Origin of the sequence: Pseudomonas sp. DWRC2-2 (assembly GCF_049897885.1) — a bacterium.
GTDB lineage: Bacteria > Pseudomonadota > Gammaproteobacteria > Pseudomonadales > Pseudomonadaceae > Aquipseudomonas > Aquipseudomonas azotoformans_A.
Genome location: NZ_JAFCXD010000002.1, coordinates 678,482 through 700,465, shown reverse-complemented (window position 1 = coordinate 700,465; position 21,984 = coordinate 678,482). Strand labels below are relative to the sequence as shown.

Below are 21,984 nucleotides of genomic sequence, written 5' to 3'. Positions count from 1 at the left end.
AATGCTGCAATTCGAAAACGTTTCCACTTTCTACGGCAAGATCCAGGCCCTGCACAGCGTCAACGTGGAAGTGCGCCAGGGTGAGATCGTCACGCTGATCGGTGCCAACGGTGCCGGCAAATCGACCCTGTTGATGACCCTGTGCGGTTCGCCCCAGGCCCACAGCGGCAGCATCCGCTACATGGGTGAAGAACTGGTGGGTCAGCAGTCGTCGCAGATCATGCGCAAGAGCATTGCGGTGGTGCCGGAAGGGCGTCGCGTGTTCTCGCGCCTGACCGTGGAAGAGAACCTGGCCATGGGCGGGTTCTTCACCGACAAGGGCGACTACCAGGAGCAGATGGACAAGGTGCTGCACCTGTTCCCTCGGCTCAAGGAGCGCTTCAGCCAGCGTGGCGGCACCATGTCCGGCGGCGAGCAGCAAATGCTCGCCATCGGCCGGGCGCTGATGAGCAAACCCAAGCTGTTGCTGTTGGACGAACCTTCACTGGGCCTGGCACCGATCATCATCCAGCAGATCTTCGACATCATCGAACAGCTGCGCAAGGACGGTGTGACGGTGTTCCTGGTGGAGCAGAATGCCAACCAGGCGCTGAAAATCGCTGACCGTGCCTATGTGCTGGAAAACGGTCGGGTGGTGATGCAGGGCACTGGCGAGCAGTTGCTGACGGATCCGAAGGTGCGCGAGGCCTACCTGGGCGGCTGAGAAAGCCCATGGATACTGGACACAAGGGGAGCCGGGAAACCGGCTCCCCTTTTTTTATTTAAATGTTTTTCAGATGACCTGTAACGAAATCCCACTCACCCGCTCTAGAGCTACAAGCAAGCATTCAAGCCTGCCACCTCAACCCACTGCTGGAGATACACCATGACGACCAAACTGTCCGCCGCTACCCTCGTTCTGGCCCTCGGTTCCGCCCTGAGCCTGTCCGCCCTGACCAACACCGCCCACGCCGCCGACGACATGCAGAAATGCTTCGGCGTCGCCGAAGCCGGCAAGAACGATTGCGCCGCAGGTGCTGGCACTTCCTGCGCCGGCACTTCGAAAACCAAGGATCAAGCCAACGCCTGGAAACTGGTCCCGGCCGGCACCTGCCTCAAAACCCCAAGCTCCACCTCGCCGACCGGTTTCGGTCAGGAAGCAGCCTTCACCGCCAAGTCCTGAAACCTCGTAAAACCTGAGTACTGATGATGACCCTTTCATCCCTGCAAGCCGTCTCCCAGGCTCAGGCGCCCGGCCTTCCCCGCCGGGCCGGGCTGGGGCTCAAGCATGAGCATTTCATGGAAGTGCTGGAGACCTCGCCCGACATCGGTTTTTTTGAAGTGCACGCCGAAAACTACATGGTGGCCGGCGGCCCGTTTCATCATTACCTGGGGTTGATTCGCGAGCAGTACCCGCTGTCCTTGCACGGCGTGGGCCTGTCCATCGGCGGCGAAGGTCCGCTGGACCGTGCGCACCTGGCAAGGTTGGCCACACTGATTGAACGCTATCAACCCCACTCTTTTTCCGAACACCTGGCCTGGTCAAGTCACGGCACGGTGTTCCTCAATGACCTGCTGCCCCTGGCCTACGACAGCGCGACCCTGCAACGGGTGTGCGAACACGTTGATCAGGTGCAGAGCACCCTCAAGCGCGCGATGCTGCTGGAAAATCCGTCGACTTATCTGCAATTCCAACGCTCAACCCTGGACGAGACCGACTTCATCAGCGAAGTCATCCGCCGCACCGGCTGTGGTTTGCTGCTGGATGTAAACAACGTCTATGTGTCGTGCATCAACCATCGGCGCGATCCACTTGCCTACCTCGACGCGTTGCCATTGCACGCGGTGGGCGAGATTCATCTGGCCGGTTTTGCCGAAGACACTGACAGCCTCGGTGATCGCTTGCTGATCGATGATCACGGCGCGCCTATCGACAACGCCGTGTGGCAGCTGTACGAAAAGGTACTGACACACGTCGGCTCAGTGGCGACTTTGATCGAGCGGGATAATCGGGTGCCAGCATTCAGCGTACTGCTGGCCGAGGCTCAACAAGCCGAATGGCATCTGTCGAAGGTGAAAGCATGAGCCTGCACGACAATTTCGCCGAGGCATTATTGGCGCCGGACCTGGCCTGCCCCGCGGGCCTGTTCAGCACCAATGGCGCCGATCCCGCCAGCCGCTTCGTGGTGTATCGCAACAATGTGCACAGCTCATTGATCAACGCACTGGCGACGGCATATCCCGTGACATTGCAACTGGTGGGCAATGAGTTCTTCCGAGCGATGGCCGGCCTGTTTGTACAGGCTTGCCCACCCACCAGCCCGTTGATCAGCGAGTACGGCAGTGCGTTCGCGGCGTTTATCCAGGATTTCGAGCCTGCCGCCAGCGTGCCCTACCTGGCGGATGTCGCGCGCCTTGAACGCTTGCGTGTGCGTGCCTATCACGCCGCGGATACCCAGCCGCTGGACCAGAAGACGGTTCTCCTGGCACTGCAAGGCCAGGCAGACCTGGGGAAATTTCGCCTGCAACTGCATCCCTCCCTGGCCACCTTGAATTCAGCCTATGCGGTGGTGGCCGTGTGGGCCGCGCACCAGACCGAAGGTGGCTTGGCCACTTTGAATCCCTGGCACGCCCAGGGTGCGCTGGTCATGCGTCAGGGCCTGGAGGTCGAGGTCTTTGCTATCGACCACGGCTCAGTCGCGTTTATCGACAGCCTGGCCCACGGCACGCCCTTGGAAAAAGCCGTGGAGCAGGCGCTTGAAACATCCACCGAGTTCGATTTGCACCAATGCCTGACGTTGCTGATCAGCTACAACGCCATCACCCATTTGCAACCAGAACAAAAGGTATCGCCATGAATACTCGTCCATCGTGCCTGATCAATCGGGTTATCGCGCTTTTCGAACAGATTCCCTACAGCCTGATCGCCTTTCTCGCACGCTTCTCCATTGCAGCCGTGTTCTGGAAATCCGGGCAAACCAAAGTCGAAGGCTTCGCAATTGATTTGATCAGCGGCACCTTCCAACTAGGTGCACCGAAACTGGCGGCTTCGACATTGCCGCTGTTTCGCAGCGAATACCACGTGCCGCTGTTATCGCCGGAAATCGCAGCGCCTATGGCTGCATTTGCCGAGCATTTTTTCCCGGTGTTGATCCTGATGGGCTTCGCCACGCGCTTCTCGGCCTTGGCCCTGATCGGTATGACTCTGGTGATTCAGCTGTTCGTCTACCCGGACGCCTACCCAACCCATGGCACCTGGATCGCGCTGCTGTTGCTGCTCGTGGCCAAAGGGCCGGGGCGTCTGTCCATCGATCACCTGATCGCTCGTCGCTACGCTTAAAGCCGATCCAGCGCCTCGCCGCTGCGCTTGAACCAATCCACCAGGTAATCGGCCAACACCTGGGTGCGACGCGGCAAGCCGCCTTGATAAGGATGCACCAGGTACATCGGCATGCTCCGCGTCTGATAATCACGCAGGAGCCAGCGCAAACGGCCGTCAGCCAATTCTGCAGGCAGCACATAGGACGGCAGCCGCGCGATACCGGCGCCCACCAGCGCGGCCTTTTTCAACAGGTTGTAGTGGTTGGAGGCAAAGGTGCCGCTGACCCGCACCCGCAGCAATTCGTGCTGCTGGTGGTAAAGCCACTCTTCCCGCCCGCTGTAATGGCTGTTGAGCAGGCAGGTGTGGGTTGCCAGGTCAGCCGGGGTCTGTGGCTCGCCATGCTGCTCAAGGTAGGCCGGGCTGGCGCAGGTCATTTCATGCCAGGCCAGCAGCGGTTTGGCCACCAGGCGCTCGTTCTCGATGGCACCTGAACGCACGCCGAGGTCAAAGCCGTCCCGCGCCAGGTCACGGTAACTATTGTTGAGCTCCAGTTCGATCTGCACTTGCGGGTACTGCTTAGAAACTCCAGCAACAACCCGTCGAAGAATGTTTCCCCCAACGACACCGGCACTGTCATGCGCACCGGTCCGGCCAGGTCGTCCTTAAGCCGCGCCAATGCCTGCCGGGCCCGATCCACCTGCACCACCAAAGCCTGGGCCTGGGGCAGCAACGCTGCGCCGGCGGCCGTCAGGCTGAGCTTGCGCGTGGTGCGGTGCAGCAGCACCACGCAAAACCGCGCTTCCAACTGGCTGATCCGCTTGGACAACTGCCCTTTACTGCAGCCCAGTTGCTCGGCGGCCACGGTAAAACTGCCGGCTTCGATCAGCACCGCAAACGCGGCCAGGTCATCCATCTCGCTCATGGATTGTTTCCATTTGAAAACCAAAGGTTGCCTATTAGCGCGTTTATCCACCCAAAAAGCCACACTAGACTGAACCCTCACTTACCCCCTGGAGGAACAGCACGATGAAAATCCTATTGATTGGCGCCAGCGGCACTGTCGGCTCGGCAGTCAAGGCGGAACTGGCTCAGCGTCACGACGTGATCAGCATCGGCCGCAACAGCGGTGACTTCCAAGTGGATATCAGCGACAGCGCCTCGATCCGCAAGCTGTTCGAACAGACCGGCAAGTTCGATGCCCTGGTCTGTGCGGCAGGCAGCGTGAACTTTGTGGCGCTGGGTGAGATGAGCGAAAGCGATTTCGAACTGGGCCTGCGCGACAAGCTGATGGGCCAAGTCAACCTGCTGTTGATCGGCCGCGAGTACGCCAATGATGGCGCCTCATTCACCTTCACCAGTGGCATTCTGAACCGCGATCCGATCCGCACCGGCGCCTCGGCGGCACTGGTCAACGGCGCACTCGATGCCTTCGTCAAAGCCGCGGCGATCGAGTTGCCGCGCGGGCTGCGCGTCAACTCGGTGAGTCCGACTGTCCTGCTGGAGGCGATGGGCAGCTACGCCCCGTACTTCCGCGGGTTCAAACCGGCGACAGGTGCCGACGTGGCACTGGCCTACGCAAAAAGCGTCGAGGGCTTGCAGACCGGTCAGACCTACATCGTGGGTTGAGCGGCCACCGCCTCACGGGAGAACCGAGACATCCATTCAACCACCAGCGCACGCGGGGCGGAAAACCTGAACGCCCCGCCCAACTGGCTTTGAACCTTGGACGTGGTTAACGGGTAACCGTCTACGTAGAGTGTTACGTATTTTTGATAGGCCAGCAGCGTAATGGATTGTGTCCTTGCCTTCGCCTCTGGGCTCAGCGAGACCTCCACGTCGACATAAGCCGAATCAGACTTTCCAGCACGCTTGAGCGTCATCGAAATATCCGTGAAGTCAGTGGCTGACGCGTAAGAAAGCCGGGCGGGCTCGTCTGAAAAGCCAGTATTTGCCCACAGCAGCAGCATGCAGATGCTCCATTTGATATTCATGGCGACCTCCGGTCAAAAGAGGTCGACACTCTCACGACTCTCCAAACCTGAGTGTAGGAAAAGTTTCAAACAGCAACGCGCCGTTTCCCATCATTGTGAGGCAGGCGGCTCAAACCATGTCCCGGACTTGTGATGCAGCGCAGGCCTGCGTAACGTGGCGGCACTTGCCTGGAGACCCGATCATGCGTGCCGCCCATACCCTTGCTCTACTTGCCTTGTTTCCCCTGTTTGGCGCCTGCCAGATGTTCGATAACGATCCGGCCAAGCCCTCTATCGCCGGGCTGACCCGCATGCAGGGCGAACTCACGGCGGTCGGCGGCAAACTGCTGTTCCAGCCGTGTGGCGACAAACGCAACTATGTGGTCAACGACACCGGCGGCACCAGCATCCTGCAGGAAGCGGCTTCGCTGGCCGGCGAGCAAGGTGCGTTGTTTGCCGACCTGCGCGGTAAATTCTCCGGGGTTGCCAGTGGCACCCAGGGCAGCGTCGACCTGCAACAACTCTACCGCGTCGAGCGCTCGACCTCGGCCTGCAACGACCCCGACTTCAAACGCATGATCCTGCGCGCCAACGGCCACAAACCGACCTGGGTGATGAACGTCACCGCCAAGGGCCTGGTGCTGGAACGCGAAGGCCAGCCGCCACTGGCGGTGCCTTATGTGGAAGAACAAATCGGTGACGGCCGATTCAACCTGATGACCGAGGCCAATAATCAACACGTGGAATTGTGGGTGGCCCCGCAGCGTTGCGTCGACCCGGTCAGCGGCAGCCTGCAACACATGAGCGCCGAACTGCGCGTCAACGGCCAGGTGCAGCGCGGTTGTGCGTCGTTCGGCGGTTCGCGCGACGACTGACGCCACGCCGTGCTGTTTTAACATGACGGGAAACCGCCATTGGGGCTTATAATCGCCGGTTTGCAAAACAGCCGGCCTCCGAGCCCGCCGCCTACCGGATCCTGTCATGTTACGAATCACCGAACTCAAGCTGCCCATCGACCATCCCGAAGAAGACCTGCGGCCCGCCATCGTGCAGCGCCTGGGCATCGCCAGTGATGACTTGCTCGATTTCACCCTGTTCAAGCGTAGCTACGACGCCCGCAAGAAATCCTCGGAGCTGTGCTTCATCTACACCATCGACTTGAACGTGAAGGGTGAAGCCGCCCTGCTGCTCAAGTTCGCCGATGACCGCAACGTCAACCCGGCGCCGGATGTCAGCTACAACGTCGTGGGCCAGGCGCCGGAAGGCCTCACGGAGCGTCCAATCGTGGTCGGTTTCGGCCCGTGCGGTATCTTCGCCGGCTTGTTATTGGCGCAGATGGGCTTCAAGCCGATCATCCTTGAGCGCGGCAAGGAAGTGCGTCAGCGCACCAAGGACACCTGGGGCCTGTGGCGCAAAAGCGTGCTGAACCCAGAGTCCAACGTGCAGTTCGGTGAAGGGGGCGCCGGGACCTTTTCCGACGGCAAGCTGTACAGCCAGATCAAGGACCCGAAGTTCCACGGCCGCAAAGTCCTGCACGAGTTCGTCAAGGCCGGTGCGCCGGAAGAGATCCTCTACGTCAGCAAGCCGCACATCGGTACGTTTCGCCTGACCGGCGTGGTAGAGAACATGCGCGAGCAGATCATCGCCCTCGGCGGTGAAGTGCGCTTCGAACAGCGCGTGACCGACGTGCTGATCGAAGACGGCCAGTTGAACGGCGTCGTCGTCGATGGCGGCGAACAGATCCTGTCCAAGCACGTGATCCTGGCGCTGGGCCACAGCGCCCGCGACACCTTCCGCATGCTTCATGGCCGTGGTGTGTACATGGAAGCCAAGCCGTTCTCGGTGGGCTTCCGTATCGAACACCCGCAATCCTTGATCGACGCCGCGCGACTGGGCAAATACGCTGGCCACCCGAAACTCGGCGCGGCCGACTACAAGCTGGTGCACCACGCCAAGAACGGCCGTTCGGTCTACAGCTTCTGCATGTGCCCAGGCGGCACCGTGGTCGCAGCGACTTCCGAGCCGGGCCGTGTGGTCACCAACGGCATGAGCCAATACTCGCGTAATGAGCGCAATGCCAACTCCGGCATCGTGGTCGGCATCACGCCTGAGGTGGATTATCCGGGTGGCCCGTTGGCGGGTATCGAGTTGCAGGAACGCCTGGAATCCCACGCCTACGTCCTCGGCGGCAGCAACTACGAGGCGCCAGCACAACTGGTAGGTGACTTCATCGCCGGCAAGCCGTCGACTGCGATTGGCAGTGTGGAACCGTCCTACAAACCGGGCGTATCCCTGGGCGATTTGGCGCTGGCCTTGCCGGACTTCGCCATCGAAGCGATCCGTGAAGCCTTGCCGGCGTTCGAAAAGCAGATCAAGGGTTACTCGCTGCACGACGCGGTGTTGACGGGTATTGAGACTCGCACTTCGTCGCCGCTGCGGATCACCCGTAACGAATCGATGCAGAGTCTGAACGTGAAAGGCCTGTTCCCGGCCGGTGAAGGCGCCGGTTATGCCGGTGGGATTTTGTCGGCAGGCGTGGATGGGATTCGGATTGCCGAGGCGTTGGCGCGGGACATGCTGGGTATCGAAGCCTGACACATGCCCTGGTAGGAGCCCGGTTCGCCGGGCTCCTACACGATTAAATGTTGGCGCGCAGGATGCTGTCCGGCAACGGCTCGCCGCGCTCGACACTGGCTGCAACAGCCGCAATCAACCCGGCCAATTCATAGCCCTGGGCGTTGAGCCAGGCCTGATCGTAGTAAGTCGTGGCATACCGCTCCCCGCCATCACACAAGATCGCCACGATCGAACCCGACTCCCCCGCCGCTTTCATTTGCTGCGCCGCCACCAGAGCGCCGACCAGGTTAGTCCCGCTGGAACCACCGACCCGCCGCCCCAACCGCTCAGCCAGGTAATGCATGGCCGCCAGCGACAGCGCATCCGGCACCTTGACCATCGCATCAATCACCTTGGGCAGAAACGACGCCTCGACCCGTGGCCGGCCAATGCCTTCGATGCGTGAACCACAGTCCAGGCGCAAGCTGGCGTCGCCACTCTGATAGAAATCAAAGAACACTGAACGCTCGGCATCGGCGCACAACACGCGTGTGCAGTGCTGGCGATAACGCACATAACGACCAAGGGTCGCGGTGGTGCCGCCAGTGCCGGGGCTGGAGATCAACCAGCTCGGTTCCGGATGCTGCTCGAAGCGCATCTGCTGGAAGATCGACTCGGCGATATTGTTGTTCGCCCGCCAGTCGGTGGCGCGTTCGGCGTAGGTGAATTGGTCCATGAAGTGACCGCCACTTTCCCGCGCCAGACGTTCGGATTCGGCGTAGATCTGCGTGGGATCCTGTACCAGGTGGCTCTTGCCGCCATAGAAGGCAATCTGCGCGATTTTTTCCTGGGAAGTGGTGGCCGGCATCACCGCAATAAACGGCAAACCGAGCAGGCGCGCAAAGTAGGCTTCGGAAATCGCCGTCGACCCACTGGACGCTTCGATCACCGGCGCGCCCGGCTTGAGCCAGCCATTGCACAGCGCGTACAGGAACAGCGAACGGGCAAGTCGGAGTTTGAGACTGCCGGTGGGGTGGCTGGACTCGTCCTTGAAGTACAACTCGATACCCGGCAACCCCGGCAGCGGCAACGGGATCAGGTGCGTGTCGGCACTGCGCTGGAAGTCGGCTTCAATAATGCGAATGGCTTCGCGGGCCCAGGGACGGTGGTCGCTCATGGAGGGTTTCTCTGAAGGTGTAAGCCCTGATTTTAGGGGGTTTCCTACATGTCACACAGATACAGTACCGACTCAATCGGACACACAATTGCTAGGCTTAGAAGCAACGTCATGCCAAGCAGCTGCTTATAACAAATAAGAATATAAATTTTGTTTTAACAACTAACGGTACGGGTTAGGGTACCCACCTATTGAATCTGGATTGGAGAGCATCCCTTGCCTCTGCGTAGCACTTTTACCCGTTTCTTCCAGCTGGAAGCCGCCAGCGGTCTGTTGTTGATCGCGGCTGCCGCCTTGGCGTTGATCATCAACAATTCACCTCTGTCGCACCTGTACGAGGCGTTTCTCGACGTACCGGTGGTGGCACAGGTCGGCGCGTTGAAAATCGCCAAGCCGGCCTTGCTGTGGATCAACGACGGCCTGATGGCCCTGTTCTTCCTGCTGATCGGCCTGGAGGTCAAGCGTGAACTGCTCGACGGCCACCTGTCCAAGCCCTCGCAAGTGGTGCTGCCCGGCGCGGCGGCTATCGGCGGCATGGTCGTGCCGGCGCTGATCTACTGGGCGATCAACAAGGATTACCCCGCCGCACTCTCCGGCTGGGCGATCCCCATGGCCACTGACATCGCCTTCGCCCTCGGCGTGCTGGCCTTGCTCGGCAAGCGCGTGCCGGTGTCGCTGAAGCTGTTCCTGATGACCCTGGCGATCATTGACGACCTGGGCGCGATCATTGTGATTGCGGTGTTCTACTCCGCCGACCTGTCCGGCGCTGCCCTTGCAGGCGCGGGTGCGTGCTTGGTTGCCTTGATTGCGATGAACAGGCTGGGCGTCATCAAGCTTGGGCCGTACCTGATCATTGGGCTGATCCTGTGGGTGTGCGTACTCAAGAGCGGCGTGCATGCAACGCTGGCCGGCGTGACATTGGCCTTCTGCATCCCCATGCGTACCAAGAACGCCGAGCCCTCGCCGCTGCTCACGCTGGAACACGCCCTGCACCCGTGGGTGGCCTACGGCATCTTGCCGCTGTTTGCCTTCGCCAACGCCGGCGTATCCCTGACCGGCGTCAGCCTGGAAAGCTTCACCCACCACGTGCCCATGGGCATCGCCGCTGGCCTGCTGATCGGCAAGACCGTCGGAGTGTTTGGCCTTACTTGGCTGGCCATCAAGACCGGCCTCGCCGCCCTGCCCAGCGGCGCGAACTGGGGGCAGGTGTTTGGTGTGGCGATCCTCTGTGGGATCGGCTTTACCATGAGTCTGTTTGTCGGTTCGCTCGCGTTTGTGCCGGGTGCCAGTGAGTTTGCAGGTGAGGACCGGATGGGGATTTTGACCGGATCGATTCTGGCGGCGTGTATTGGTTATGCGGTGACGGCGATGGCGAGTCGTAAGAAGGCCACGCTTCAGGGTTGAACTGACAGACCGAAAACCAAAAAGCCGCCTCGGATTGACCGAGGCGGCTCCACTTCTCAGACCTTACAGGTCATCGAAGCTGTCTCGCAGGAACTTCCATACGTGATAAGCACGCAGACAGTTCACTACGAGGTTCCACATACGTCGTGCAAACTTCGACATACTCGGCCCCCTTACGTTGGCCTACCTCCAGCACACTTACCGGAACACGTGGCCTTTGGATGCAGGTCAATGCATCTTTGAGGCGGCCGGGTTGATGGGCCTTCCGCGTGAATCCGGCACGGATTACTAGCCCGTGGCGGTCAGTCCAAGAATTCGCGCGCGTGCCCGGCTCACCTAAAAGCAACAAACGTAGAACAGGGAAGAGCCTAACGGATATCCCAAATGAAGGTGTGACGAACAGTGATCAAATATCCGGTACTCTTGTGAGATCTATTGCAAATTTTTGCTGCCCTCGTGGTCTATCTCCCAACCTTGCATGACAGTATGACCAGGGGTAATATCGGACTGCAGGTCAATGCATCTTTGAGTCGCATCCCCAGCCATAGTTGGGTATGCAATAAAAAACCGCCCTACTAAGGCGGTTTTTTATTGCCTGCGTTTTTGCACTTAACCTGGCCGCCACCTAAAAATGCCCGCCCAGAAAACCAAAAACCCCAACCAGTCACCCGGTTGGGGTTTTGTGTTCCTACAACCCGCGCTTAGCGAGTAACGCGGCTGGTGCCATCAACGGTCATGATGCGCACGCGGTCACCAATGCGGAAGATTTCATTCTCCTGCACAGCCTGCACGTAGGCGCGCATGCTGCCGTCGTCTTCGCGAACGGTGATTTCCACGCCTTGAGTGCGGGTCAGGCCTTCTTCGGTGGCCGAACCCAACAGACCGCCAGCAACAGCGCCGATCACGGCAGTCACGATGCTGCCACGGCCACCGCCGATGGCGCTGCCGCCAACACCGCCGATGACTGCGCCGGCAGCACCGCCGATTGGGGTCTTGGTGCCTTCGATCTTCACAGGACGCAGGGATTCGATGGTGCCCATGCGCACGGTCTGTACACGACGCGCTTCGTCACGGGAGTACGAGTCGCCGGTCAGACTCGAGGCGCAGCCACCCAGCAGCAACGACAGGGTGGTAAAGCAGGCAACCAGTAAAACGGACTTACGCATAGCATCAACTCCAAAGGACAGGTGGTCATTAAACGCTGCAGCTTGCCGCCTGTCACGGCAAGCACCACAGAAAATTGCTTTCATTCAGCCTGAGTACAGACTGACCGCACCAGAAAAATCGACGAACGGTAGCGTACCCTTCAAGGATTACTTTGATTGTAGTCGCGACAGTCGCCAGGAACACCACACAGCACTACACGCCCGAAGCCTCTGGTATAGAGACTTCAGCGTGATAGGCAACATTCAGATGAAGTGACGAAAGGTGTAGCTCAGGGCGCCAAGCGCTCGCGGGTCCAATCGGCCCCTTGCAGGCGATAGTTCAGACGGTCGTGCAAGCGGCTGGCACGACCTTGCCAGAACTCGATGCGTTCCGGCAGCAAGCGATAGCCACCCCAGTGCTCGGGGCAGTCGGGCTGGGTGTCGCTGAAACGCTGCTCGGTGGCCTTGAGCAGGTCGTGCAGTTCCTCGCGGTCACGAATGACCTGGCTCTGCGGAGACGCCCAGGCGCCCAGGCGGCTGCCCAACGGGCGGACCTGATAATAAGCGTCCGACTCTTGAGCCGTGACCTTGACCACCCGCCCCTCGATGCGCACTTGGCGCTCCAGGGTCGGCCAGAAGAAGGTCATGGCCGCGAACGGCCGCGCCGCGAGCTGTTGGCCCTTGGCACTCTGATAGTTGGTGAAGAAGGTAAAGCCCTGCGCGTCCAGGCCCTTGAGCAACAGGATGCGGCAGTGCGGTCGACCGTCCTGGTCGACCGTGGCCAAGGTCATGGCATTAGCTTCCACCGGTGGCTGCTCGGTTTTCACCGCGTCGGCAAACCACTGGTGGAACAAGGCAAACGGCTCGCTCGGGGCCTGGGCCTCGCTCAAACCATCCCGTGTGTAGTCACGGCGCATATCGGCCAGTGCCTGGGTCATGCGGCTTTATCCTTCTGGTTCAGCGGATCAGTTTTTCGCCTGGTCGTTGGCCGGTGCAGCGGCCTTGGCTTTGGCCGGCGCTGGCTTTTTGGCAGCTGGCTTGGCCGGAGCTTTTTTGGCGGCTGGCTTGGCGGCGGCTTTCTTGGCGGCTGGCGCCTTTTTAGCTGCAGCCTTGGCCGCTGGGGCAGGTGCTGGAACGTCCTGCACTGCAACCATCTCGGCGACAGGCGGGGTTTTGCCCGACTGGTATTTGCTCAACAGCGCCAGCATGGTGGTGCGCTGAGTGAACATGATTTCCATACGACGGTTCAGGGCACGGCCCTGGTTGCTGTCGTTGGCGGCACGTGGCATCAGGTCGCCCATGCCACGCAGCATCAGACGATCCTGCTTCAGGCCGCTGAGGCTGAAGATCGACGCGATGGATTGTGCACGTTCCTTGGTCAGCGCCTGGCTGGCTGGGGCAGTGCCCGTTGCGTCGACGTGGCCCAGTACCAGCACGGCGGTCTTGGGATCGGCTTCTACAGCCTTGGCAACACGGGTGAACGGACCGAGAGTGACCGGCAGAAGCATGGCCGGGCGTTTCGGGTTGTAGGAGCCGTCTACCGGGGCAATCACGACGAGTACGTTGTCGCGACGCTCCAGTTGCAGGTTGCTGTCCTTGATGGCGGCGCGCAGGCGCGGCTCATAGTCGTCCAACCAGGCCTGGGTGATTTTTGGATCCGGCATCGGCACGTTGGTCACGTCGACCTTGGCCAGTGGCTTGGGCTTGCTTTCGAACGGCCACCACCATTTGGTTTCGGTGTCGTTCTTGGCGACAGCTGGGGCGACGGCAGGTGCCGGCTCGGCGGCCTTGAGGTCGGCTTTCAGGTCGGCCTTGGCATCGGCGGCCTTTTCGTCGGCGCTCTTGGACGAGAACGGCCACCAGCTGGAACCGGTGTCAGCCTTGGCAGCTGGAGCGGGAGCGGCAGCAGCGGCTACCGGGGCGGCAGGCTTGGCGCCGGCAGCGGGCTTGGCGTCCGGTTTAGCGTCCGGCTTGGCATCGGTTTGGGTCACTGCATCCTTGGTGGCGGCCTTATCAGATCCAAATGACCACCAATGCCCGCCCTCGGCATCATTTTGTGGAGTTTGTGCGCAGCCGGTAATAGTGAGGCATAGCGCCAGTGCCAAGGACTTGTTCGATAACATGAGATATCCACAAAATGAGAAAAGAAACGGGGGTCTGGATGACCCGTTAAACAGACGCTTACAGAACATTAAAGTTACATCGTTTCGTTCAGCGCCTTCTTATAGTTGCCTTTGTAACAAAAAAACGTGAAACAGCAAGGGGTTTACAGACAACCGGCCAATATTCCGACCAACTTCTGTGCCCGTGGGTCCATAAGTACATAAGGCCCCAATGTATTAGTCACAAAACCAAACGCTACATCATGCTCTGGGTCGGCAAACCCGACCGAGCCGCCCGCCCCAGGATGCCCGAATGCACGCGGGCCAAGGCCGAAGGTGGCATTGGGCAGTTGCGGCTGGTCCAACATGCAGCCCAGGCCAAAACGGGTTTGTGTCAATAATGTTTTATCCGGCCCGATACTGTGTTCGCGGGTCAATTGTTCGAGCATGTCGGCTTCGAGCAAACTACCGTCCAATAAGCCGCTATAAAAGCCCGCCAGGCTGCGTGCATTACCGTGACCATTTGCCGCCGGCTGCTGCATACGGCGCCATTCAGGTTTGTTAGTGCTGGTCAGAATAGACGGTGGATTAGCAAATGCACGGGTCGTCATGGCCGTGGGTTCACGCATCATTACTTGCAGTAAACGTTGTGCGGCTTCATCGCCCATATTGCCTTTGCTACGCGCTATATGTGCCACGCGATAAAACTCTTCATCCGCCAGGCCCACATGGAAGTCCAGCCCCAGTGGCCGCGCAACCCGCGCCACGATGGATTCTCCCGGCCCACGCCCATCGGCACGACGCAGCAACTCACCCACCAACCAACCGTAGGTGATCGCCTCGTAGCCGTGGCCTTGGCCAGGTGTCCACCACGGGGCTTCGGCCGCCAGGGTATCGACCATCAGTTGCCAGTCGTACAAAGCCTCGGTCGGCAGCATTTCGCGGATTGCCGGCAACCCGGCCTGGTGGCAGAGCAACTGGCGCAGGGTGATGGATTCTTTGCCCGCTGCCGCAAATTCAGGCCAATAGTTGGCGACCGGTGCGTCCAGTTGCAACTTGCCTTCGGCCACCAATTGCAGGGCCGTCACGGCGGTGAAGGTCTTGGTGCAGGAGAACAGGTTGACGATGGTATCACTGTGCCAGGCCTCGGCACCGTCCTTGTCGGAGGTGCCGGCCCACAGGTCGACGACGGTTTCGCCGCCTATCTGGATACACAGCCCGGCACCACGCTCCTGCGGGTCATCGAACAACGCGGCAAAGGCTTCCCGTACCGCTTCGAACTGGAGTTCGTAATGACCCTGGATCTGCACCTGAACACCCTCGGACAACACAGCAAAAAGTGGCCGACATTGTTCCAGTACTGGTGGGTTTTGTGAACCCGTCAGCCCTCAATCAATGACCATTCCCTGAGTGCCCGCCCGCATGCCCAGCGCCCTGCCCCGGGCCTTTGCCTTCGTGCCCGGCCCTGCCGCCTTCGCTTTCACGCACGGCGCCCGCCGCCTTGGCCTTTTCCGCTTCCTTGCCCAGTTGATCGACCGCCGCCAGATTGCTTTTGCGCACGCTGTCGACAAAACCCTGGAACGGCACATCGGTGATGCCCACCAGGCCAAAGTGGCCATTTTCGCCGTCCAGCAGACGCCCGGTTGCCGGCTGATCCAGGTATTGGAACCAATGCACGCCGACAATCGACGGTTCAGCCATGGCCTGCTTGAGGAAGTTGCCGTACGCCACACCGCGATCCTCTTCCCTGGCCAACTGTGTCACGCCCCCCCAGAACGGCCCACGGTCAGCCGAGCCGAAGTTGAATTCGGTGATCAGCACTGGCTTGTCCAGCGCACGCAGGGTAGCGAAGTCATAACCGTCCTGCGGCTTGAGGGTGTACATGTTGAAGCTCAGCACATCGCAATACTGGGCGCAGGACGCCACGGCTTCCGGCGTACTCACCGCGAAACGACCACCCAGCAGCAGTTGGTTGGGCGCATGCCATTTCAGCGAGTCGGAAATGGTCTTGAAGTAAGCATCGGCGAAGGTCTTCTGGAAGTATTTGAAGTCCGCTTCGATTTCCGGGTGCTCAGGGTTGGGCATCGGCGGTTCGAAGCCTGGGTCTTCCATCAGCTCCCAGCCTTTCAATTCGATGCCCCAGGCTTTCGACAGGCCTTCTTCGTTGCGGTACTTGTCGCGCAGTTGCTTGAGGAACGCGCGCTTGGCCGGAACGTCAGTGGTCATGCGCAACGTGCCGTAGGCCAAGGCATAGCGGGATTTCGGATCATCACCAGGGCCGGCCCAGGCCAACTCGTTGTCGGCAAAGAAACCGATCAACCATGGGTCATCACGGTGATCGCGAGCGGCGATAGCGACGGCGCGCTCGGTGGCCATGGCGAAACGCGGGTCGAACGGGTCGGGCATGCCGCCCCACCAGTCGGTGCCGGTGCTGATGCTGGTGTAGTCGCCGACGATCGACAGCGGCAAGGTGTAGGGTACGCGATCGGCACGGGCGAGATCGTCGTCGCTCCAGTTGCCCACGGTGTTGAAACCCCAGGCTTGCAGGCGGTCGAGGGTGTGAGTGGTCCAGCGCTTCTGGTCAAACCCGTCACCGCCGTAGGTGCGTTGCAGGTTGGCGCCGTAGAAATCGTACCAGCGCCCGGCACCAAAGCTGCGGCCTTCACCCGCACCGTTGCCGGTGCGGTTGTCGCCGCTGCCGTAATACTTGTCGAACGGTTCGCCAGCCTTGGGCAGTGCTGCGAACATCCATTCACGGCCGGACACGTAGGTCTGGTTGTTGTCCGGGGCCACGGTATTAACGCCCAGCGAATAGAACGGATGCCCCTCCGGCGTCACCAGGTACCAACGCCCATCGCGCTTCTCGGTGCGGAAAAAGCCGCTGGCGTCGAAGGCCGGGCCTTTGTTCCAACCGCCGAACTTATCCAGTGACGATTTCTCTCGCGTGGCCAGCCAGCCCTGGAGCTGCTGTTGCTCCTTGGCGGCGGCAGCCTTGAGCTGTTCGTCGCTGCTGACCTTTTCCGGCCAGCGGGCACGGGTGGATTGACCATAGGCATCCACCAATTCGCTGTAGGCGGCCTTCAACACCGGCTCGCTGTCCTGCACGCCAAAGCGCTCCAGCAGGATGCTTTGGGCGGCGTTGGGCTTGATCATCGACAGCGTCACCGAAACCACCTGGCTGCGGTCGATTTCACCCGCGCTGCTGGCCAGCAACACACGCTGGCCGTCTACGGTGATCGGCATCGGCGGGCCGGCCTTCATGCCCTGGCTCAGTGGCGAGTTGGCCTGCAACGGGACCAGCAGGGTCTGGGCCGGGCCCGCCGGCAGGTCGATGCGACTGACCAGAGTGCGGCCATCACTGCTCTGCACTTTCACGTAGAGCGTCAGCGCCCAATCCATCGCACTCTGGATGCGCAGGCTCATGGCCCCCGACTGAGACCAGTCCCAGGCGCCCGACTGCGGGCTGAGCACCAGGCTGGGTTCGGCAGCCGGGTTGAAGGTGATGCGGCGTAGCACTTCGCCTTCGGGTGTCTGTTCAGCGTTGTACTGCGGCAGGCTGGCGTCCTGGGTCGCCACCTTGACCACATCGGCAGGCCGGACGAAATTGAACAGGGTCTGTTGCCCGGCGGGCGCGGCCAGCAAGGGCGCGGCGAACAGCAGGGCAAAAAGAGCGGGCAGCGTGCGAATCATACGAGCAAGGTTCTCCCAGACGGCCGATGGATGGCCTGATGAAATACAGTGAGATAGACCACGAAGTGGGCGAATTCGCCCACGGTGGCTTAAGAAATTTCGCGCCTGAACGGCGGCAACGCATTAAGGATAGCCTTGCCATAGCGCTGGGTGACCAAACGGCGGTCGAGCAAGGTGATGGTGCCCCGGTCTTCTTCGGTACGCAGCAAGCGACCGCAGGCCTGGACCAGCTTCAAGGAAGCATCCGGCACCGAGATTTCCATGAACGGGTTACCACCCCGTGCCTCGATCCATTCGGCCAAGGCCGCCTCGACCGGATCATCCGGCACCGAGAACGGGATCTTGGCGATCACCACATGCTCACAGTAGGCACCGGGCAAATCCACCCCTTCGGCGAAACTCGCCAGGCCGAACAGCACGCTGGAATCCCCGCCATCCACCCGCGCCTTGTGTTTGTTCAGGGTTTCCTGCTTGGACAGGTTGCCCTGGATAAACACCTGCTTGCGCCAGTCACGGTCGAGGCCGTCGAACACGTCCTGCATCTGTTTGCGCGACGAAAACAGCACCAGCGTACCGCGTGAACCTTCTACCAGCTCCGGCAGGTCACGGATGATCGCAGCGGTGTGCGCTGGCGCGTCGCGCGGGTCTGCCTTGAGGTCCGGCACTCGCAACACACCGGCGTCGGCGTGATGGAACGGACTCGGCACCACCGCAGTGACAGCCTTTTTCGGCAAGCCAGCACGCATGCGGAAGCGGTCGAAGGTGCCCAGGGCGGTCAGTGTGGCGGAGGTGACCAGGCAGCCATAGGCCACGTTCCACAGGTTACGGCGCAGCATTTCGGCGGCAAGGATGGGGCTTGCGTTGACCTCGATATCAAACAACGCACCGCTTTCCGACAGGGTCAGCCAGCGCGCCATGGGCGGGTTGTCTTCCGGGTCTTCAACGGTGAAGGCCGTCCACAATTCCCAGTTGCCCTGGGAACGCGACAACAGGCTGCCGAACAGCGGGTACCACTCCTCGGCCTGGTTGCTGGCGATGCCGATGTTGACCTCGCCGTCCATGCCCTCTTTAAGCAGGTCGGTGAGGCGGGTGAACAGATCGGTCAGGCGTGAGAAACCCTTCTTCAGCTCAATGCCCATTTCGCGCATGTGTTCGGGAATCAAACCGCCAACGAACCGATGGCGCGGCCGCTCACGGCCCTCGACGTCTTCGCCGGGTTTGAAATCCGCCACCTGCTCGCAGGCGCTGAACATGAATTGCTGCTGGGTCTTGATCTCCCGCGCCAGCTCCGGCACCTGTTCGATCAGCTTGCCCAGGTCGCCGGGCAGCGGGTGCTGGGCGAGCAACTTGGTGAGGTTCTTCGCGGTGGTTTCCAGCCAGTCGGCAGTGGAACGCAGGCGCGTGTAGTGGGCGAAATGGCCGATGGCCTTGTCGGGAAGGTGATGGCCTTCGTCGAAAACGTAGAGGGTGTCACGCGGGTCGGGCAGCACGGCGCCGCCGCCCAGGGCCAGGTCGGCCAGGACCATGTCGTGGTTGGTGACGATCACGTCAACCTTGCCCATGCCTTCGCGGGCCTTGTAGAAGGCGCACTGGCCGAAGTTGGGGCAATGACGGTTGGTGCACTGGCTGTGGTCGGTGGTCAAGCGCGCCCAGTCGGCATCCTCCAGGGCGGTGGGCCAGCTGTCGCGGTCACCGTCCCATTTATTACCGGCGAGTTTCTCGATCATGCTGGTGAACAGCTTCTGGCTGACTTCATCCACCTCGATCTTGAAGCCTTCTTCTTCAAACAGCGACGCCGTAGCGGTTTGCGCGTGGCCTTCCTGCAATAGCACGTCAAGCTTGGACAGGCACATGTAGCGCCCACGGCCCTTGGCCAGGGCGAAGGTAAAATTCAGGCCGCTGTTGCGCATCAGGTCAGGCAGGTCTTTGTAGACGATCTGCTCTTGCAGGGCGACGGTGGCGGTGGCGATCACCAGGCGCTTGCCGGCGGCCTTGGCGGTGGGGATCGCGGCCAGGCTGTAGGCCACGGTCTTGCCTGTGCCGGTGCCGGCTTCGACGGCCACGACCGCGGGCTCACCCTCGCGGCGGCCTTCGTCGTCGGTGTCGATATCCCCGAGGACCTTGGCCACTTCGGCGATCATCAGGCGTTGGCCGTAGCGCGGTTTCAAGCTCTTGGCTTCGAGAAAACGCGAATAGGCGCCCTGGATCGTGGTTTTGAGTTCAGTACTGATCATGGATAGTCGGGCGCAAAAAACGCTGGATAAATTTTCAGTGGTTCGGATCGGCGGCTATCATACCCCGCTAATGAATCCCGCGCAGAACGGAGTACCACAATGACCGCGTTTAGCCTCGCTTACACCCTGCATGTATTGGCCGCCCTGGTATGGGTCGGCGGTATGTTTTTCGCCTGGATGATCCTGCGCCCCGCCGCTATGGCGGCACTTGAGGGCCCTGCCCGGCTCAAGTTGTGGGCGAATGTATTTCAACGTTTTTTCGTGTGGGTGTGGGTCGCGGTGGCGATTTTGCCGATCAGCGGCATAGGCCTGCTGCAGTTGCGCTTCAACGGGTTTGAGACCGCGCCGCGTTATGTGCAGGTGATGATGGGGTTGTATCTGGTGATGACGGCGCTGTTTATCCGTATCCAGGCGTTGAAATTCCCGGAATTGCGCACGGCGGTGGCGGCGGAGGATTGGCCGAGTGGGGCTGCGGTGCTGGGGCAGATCCGCCGGTTGGTGGGGATCAATTTGATCGTGGGGTTGGTGGTAGTGGCGATTGCTTCGGCTCGACCCATGTTTTGAATGCAGCAGCAAGCTGCAAGCCTTTATCTTGTGGCTTGTAGCTTGTGCCTCACAACTGCGGCTCTTTAGAGCCGCTGAATAGTCACAGTACCCGCAGGCCCAGCCGGCCCCGGCTGCCCTTCCAACCCTGGGCGGCCCTTTTCGCCGCCATCAGCGCGATACACCAGGCAGCCTTTGGACTGGCCACCCTTGCCCGGCTTACCCGCCGTGCCGGCCAAACCGCCGGGACCACCGTCCACCCAGACCTTGATCTGCTGCGCCGGGAAGTCCTGCGGCAACTCGACCCGCACCTGCGCGCCGGACGCGCCAGGCAAGCCATCACCGCCGTTGTCACCATTGGCACCGCGACCGGCCGAACCCCAGGTGCAGCCTGGGTCCACGCCATTGGCACCGTCCAGCCCGGCATAGCCTTGGGCACCGGCGCCGCCACGGGCGTCGACTGAAAGTTCTTCTGCTGCCAGGGAGTTGATGCGCAAGGTCAGGTCACGCCCGGCCTTGGCCGGCTTTTCGTGGGTGCCGGGCGCGCCGCGCGAGGTGATCTGGCTGCCGTGGTCCAACTGCGCATGGCGCACCTGCAATTGCAGCGCGGTGTTGCCGGGCACGATGGCGATGCGCGCATCGCGGCCCAGGTGCAGTTCATCCACCGAAACCTGGCTGATAGTGGCAGGGATCAGCAAGGTGCCGTAATCCGCCACATCCAAGCGCTCCAGTTGCAACACGCTGGTGCTGCTGGGCAGGCGCATCAACGAGTTGGTTTCCACACTGACGCTTTGAGCCAGGGCAACAGGGCTGACCAACAGGGCCAGCAGTAAAACCTTACGCATCGTGGAGCTCCCCAGAATTCTTTTAAAAATTATTTCTAGTTTTTCTTTGGACGCACAGTAACGACTTCCACAGGCGCTTTGCCAGTGAAGGATCAAAAAAGTTAATAAAGGGGGAGGATTGGCAGCAATGCCCCTGTGGATCCCACAGGGGCAAGGGCCGTCAGCGGTTGATCTGGATTTCCGTGCGGCGGTTCAAGGCGCGGCCTTCAGCGGTTTTGTTGTCGGCTACCGGATGGCTTTCGCCTGCACCGGTTACCGAGACAAAGTTGCTGCGCGGTACGCCTGCACCGATCAGGTAGTCCGTAACCGAGTGGGCGCGTTTTTCCGAAAGTTTCTGGTTGTAGGCGTCTTTACCGACGCTGTCGGTGTGGCCACTGACCCGCAGCTGGGCGCTCGGGGCTTCCTGTTTCAAGCGCGTGGCGACGGTATCGAGCTTGGTTTTGTCCGCCGCCGTCAGCTTGGCCGAGTCGAACTGGAAGTGCACATCGCGGATCACGATGGTTTCTTCCTTGACCACGACCACCTCCTCAACCACGGCCGCTGGCGGTGCCGGTGGGCAACCATTGGCATCCACCTGCACGCCTTTTGGCGTGCCTGGGCACTTGTCGCGGCTGTCCGGCACACCATCGCCGTCTTCGTCGCCATCGCCGTGCACCCAGCAATAGGCGCCCGCCATGCCGCCGATCAGCAGCGCACCAGCGCCCGCGTAGGCCGAGCTTTCAGTGGCACCGATCGCCGCACCAGTTACACCGCCAAGGGCGGCGCAGGTGGGCCAATCGGTTTTTTGCAAACCTGCGCAACCTGTCAATACTCCGGTTAGCAGAACCAAGGGTAGAGCTGTCCGCATGATGCTCATCTGATTTCTCCTGAGGGGATCGGCGGGGGCCGATGGGTGGAGTAGAGACCGCTCTTTTCATCTGCGCCACTACGCCGCGCCCCTGTATTCATTGAGGATCGCCGCATTTGTAGGACTTTTCTCGGCCGCCCGCTCTAGGCCCGCACGCTCAGCCGCGCTAG

20 protein-coding genes and 1 pseudogene are annotated in these 21,984 nt (G+C 60.9%); 10 read left to right on the top strand and 11 right to left on the bottom strand.

The features are described 5' to 3' along the window. Position 1 precedes the first annotated feature (1 nt). From ACP7EW_RS11790 to ACP7EW_RS11770, 5 genes are all read left to right on the top strand, one after another. Complete coding sequence (locus ACP7EW_RS11790) at positions 2-703, top strand: ABC transporter ATP-binding protein (protein ID WP_010212366.1); 702 nt, start codon at positions 2-4, stop codon at positions 701-703. A gap of 162 nt (positions 704-865) precedes the next feature. Next, positions 866-1,162 (top strand): DUF2282 domain-containing protein, encoded by a 297-nt coding sequence (locus ACP7EW_RS11785; RefSeq protein WP_426217171.1) that lies wholly within the window; start codon positions 866-868, stop codon positions 1,160-1,162. Positions 1,163-1,185: 23 nt separating this feature from the next. Next, positions 1,186-2,064 (top strand): DUF692 domain-containing protein, encoded by an 879-nt coding sequence (locus tag ACP7EW_RS11780; RefSeq protein ID WP_426217169.1) that lies wholly within the window; start codon positions 1,186-1,188, stop codon positions 2,062-2,064. After that, positions 2,061-2,837: a putative DNA-binding domain-containing protein gene (locus tag ACP7EW_RS11775; RefSeq protein WP_426217167.1), complete on the top strand. Its 777-nt coding sequence runs from the start codon at positions 2,061-2,063 to the stop codon at positions 2,835-2,837. Before ACP7EW_RS11780 ends, ACP7EW_RS11775 begins: the two co-directional genes overlap by 4 nt. Then, positions 2,834-3,319 (top strand): DoxX family protein, encoded by a 486-nt coding sequence (locus ACP7EW_RS11770; RefSeq protein WP_033902743.1) that lies wholly within the window; start codon positions 2,834-2,836, stop codon positions 3,317-3,319. The genes ACP7EW_RS11775 and ACP7EW_RS11770 overlap by 4 nt, the downstream gene beginning before the upstream one ends. Here the strand turns inward: ACP7EW_RS11770 and ACP7EW_RS11765 are convergent. Beyond that, positions 3,316-4,223 (bottom strand): annotated as a pseudogene (locus ACP7EW_RS11765) (LysR family transcriptional regulator). The gene ACP7EW_RS11770 and the pseudogene ACP7EW_RS11765 sit on opposite strands and share 4 nt — an antisense overlap. A gap of 104 nt (positions 4,224-4,327) precedes the next feature. Here ACP7EW_RS11765 and ACP7EW_RS11760 point away from each other — a divergent pair. Beyond that, complete coding sequence (locus ACP7EW_RS11760) at positions 4,328-4,927, top strand: short chain dehydrogenase (RefSeq protein ID WP_038849739.1); 600 nt, start codon at positions 4,328-4,330, stop codon at positions 4,925-4,927. Here the strand turns inward: ACP7EW_RS11760 and ACP7EW_RS11755 are convergent. Continuing rightward, positions 4,912-5,292, bottom strand: a complete 381-nt coding sequence (locus ACP7EW_RS11755; RefSeq protein WP_426217164.1) for a hypothetical protein — start codon at positions 5,290-5,292, stop codon at positions 4,912-4,914. The two genes, ACP7EW_RS11760 and ACP7EW_RS11755, sit on opposite strands and share 16 nt — an antisense overlap. Before the next feature lie 182 nt (positions 5,293-5,474). Here ACP7EW_RS11755 and ACP7EW_RS11750 point away from each other — a divergent pair, with 182 nt between their 5' ends. Next, positions 5,475-6,146, top strand: a complete 672-nt coding sequence (locus ACP7EW_RS11750; protein WP_033902841.1) for a COG3650 family protein — start codon at positions 5,475-5,477, stop codon at positions 6,144-6,146. A 106-nt stretch (positions 6,147-6,252) separates the two neighbouring features. After that, positions 6,253-7,866 carry an NAD(P)/FAD-dependent oxidoreductase gene (locus ACP7EW_RS11745; protein ID WP_133074398.1) on the top strand — a complete coding sequence of 538 codons (1,614 nt, stop codon included), beginning with the start codon at positions 6,253-6,255 and terminating at the stop codon, positions 7,864-7,866. A gap of 43 nt (positions 7,867-7,909) precedes the next feature. Here ACP7EW_RS11745 and ACP7EW_RS11740 read toward each other — a convergent pair whose 3' ends face one another. Further along, on the bottom strand, positions 7,910-9,004 hold the full coding sequence (locus ACP7EW_RS11740) for a PLP-dependent cysteine synthase family protein (RefSeq protein WP_426217162.1): 1,095 nt from the start codon (positions 9,002-9,004) through the stop codon (positions 7,910-7,912). A 216-nt stretch (positions 9,005-9,220) separates the two neighbouring features. Between ACP7EW_RS11740 and nhaA the strand changes: the two genes are divergently transcribed. Further along, positions 9,221-10,408, top strand: a complete 1,188-nt coding sequence (gene nhaA / locus ACP7EW_RS11735; protein ID WP_038849732.1) for a Na+/H+ antiporter NhaA — start codon at positions 9,221-9,223, stop codon at positions 10,406-10,408. 701 nt (positions 10,409-11,109) lie between these two features. Here nhaA and ACP7EW_RS11730 read toward each other — a convergent pair. The 6 genes from ACP7EW_RS11730 to dinG all read right to left on the bottom strand — a co-directional run bounded on the left by ACP7EW_RS11730 (position 11,110) and on the right by dinG (position 19,579). Then, entirely contained in the window at positions 11,110-11,574 is a 465-nt protein-coding gene (locus tag ACP7EW_RS11730; RefSeq protein ID WP_003189251.1) for a glycine zipper 2TM domain-containing protein, read from the bottom strand. Positions 11,575-11,843: 269 nt separating this feature from the next. Next, entirely contained in the window at positions 11,844-12,491 is a 648-nt protein-coding gene (pdxH, locus tag ACP7EW_RS11725) for a pyridoxamine 5'-phosphate oxidase (protein WP_061435584.1), read from the bottom strand. A 27-nt stretch (positions 12,492-12,518) separates the two neighbouring features. Then, complete coding sequence (locus tag ACP7EW_RS11720) at positions 12,519-13,676, bottom strand: OmpA family protein (RefSeq protein ID WP_426217159.1); 1,158 nt, start codon at positions 13,674-13,676, stop codon at positions 12,519-12,521. Between the two features lie 143 nt (positions 13,677-13,819). Then, positions 13,820-14,965: a serine hydrolase domain-containing protein gene (locus tag ACP7EW_RS11715; RefSeq protein WP_426217157.1), complete on the bottom strand. Its 1,146-nt coding sequence runs from the start codon at positions 14,963-14,965 to the stop codon at positions 13,820-13,822. Positions 14,966-15,047: 82 nt separating this feature from the next. Continuing rightward, a complete protein-coding gene (locus ACP7EW_RS11710) occupies positions 15,048-17,345 on the bottom strand; it encodes a beta-galactosidase (protein WP_426217155.1) in 2,298 nt (765 codons plus the stop codon). 89 nt (positions 17,346-17,434) lie between these two features. Continuing rightward, on the bottom strand, positions 17,435-19,579 hold the full coding sequence (gene dinG, locus ACP7EW_RS11705) for an ATP-dependent DNA helicase DinG (RefSeq protein WP_033902752.1): 2,145 nt from the start codon (positions 19,577-19,579) through the stop codon (positions 17,435-17,437). A gap of 99 nt (positions 19,580-19,678) precedes the next feature. Between dinG and ACP7EW_RS11700 the strand changes: the two genes are divergently transcribed. Continuing rightward, positions 19,679-20,143 carry a CopD family protein gene (locus ACP7EW_RS11700; protein WP_426217153.1) on the top strand — a complete coding sequence of 155 codons (465 nt, stop codon included), beginning with the start codon at positions 19,679-19,681 and terminating at the stop codon, positions 20,141-20,143. Positions 20,144-20,208: 65 nt separating this feature from the next. On the opposite strand, the gene ACP7EW_RS11695 is transcribed toward ACP7EW_RS11700, so the two are convergent. After that, positions 20,209-20,967, bottom strand: a complete 759-nt coding sequence (locus ACP7EW_RS11695) for a collagen-like protein (protein ID WP_426217151.1) — start codon at positions 20,965-20,967, stop codon at positions 20,209-20,211. Between the two features lie 160 nt (positions 20,968-21,127). Next, positions 21,128-21,823 (bottom strand): OmpA family protein, encoded by a 696-nt coding sequence (locus tag ACP7EW_RS11690; protein ID WP_038849718.1) that lies wholly within the window; start codon positions 21,821-21,823, stop codon positions 21,128-21,130. Positions 21,824-21,984 lie beyond the last annotated feature (161 nt).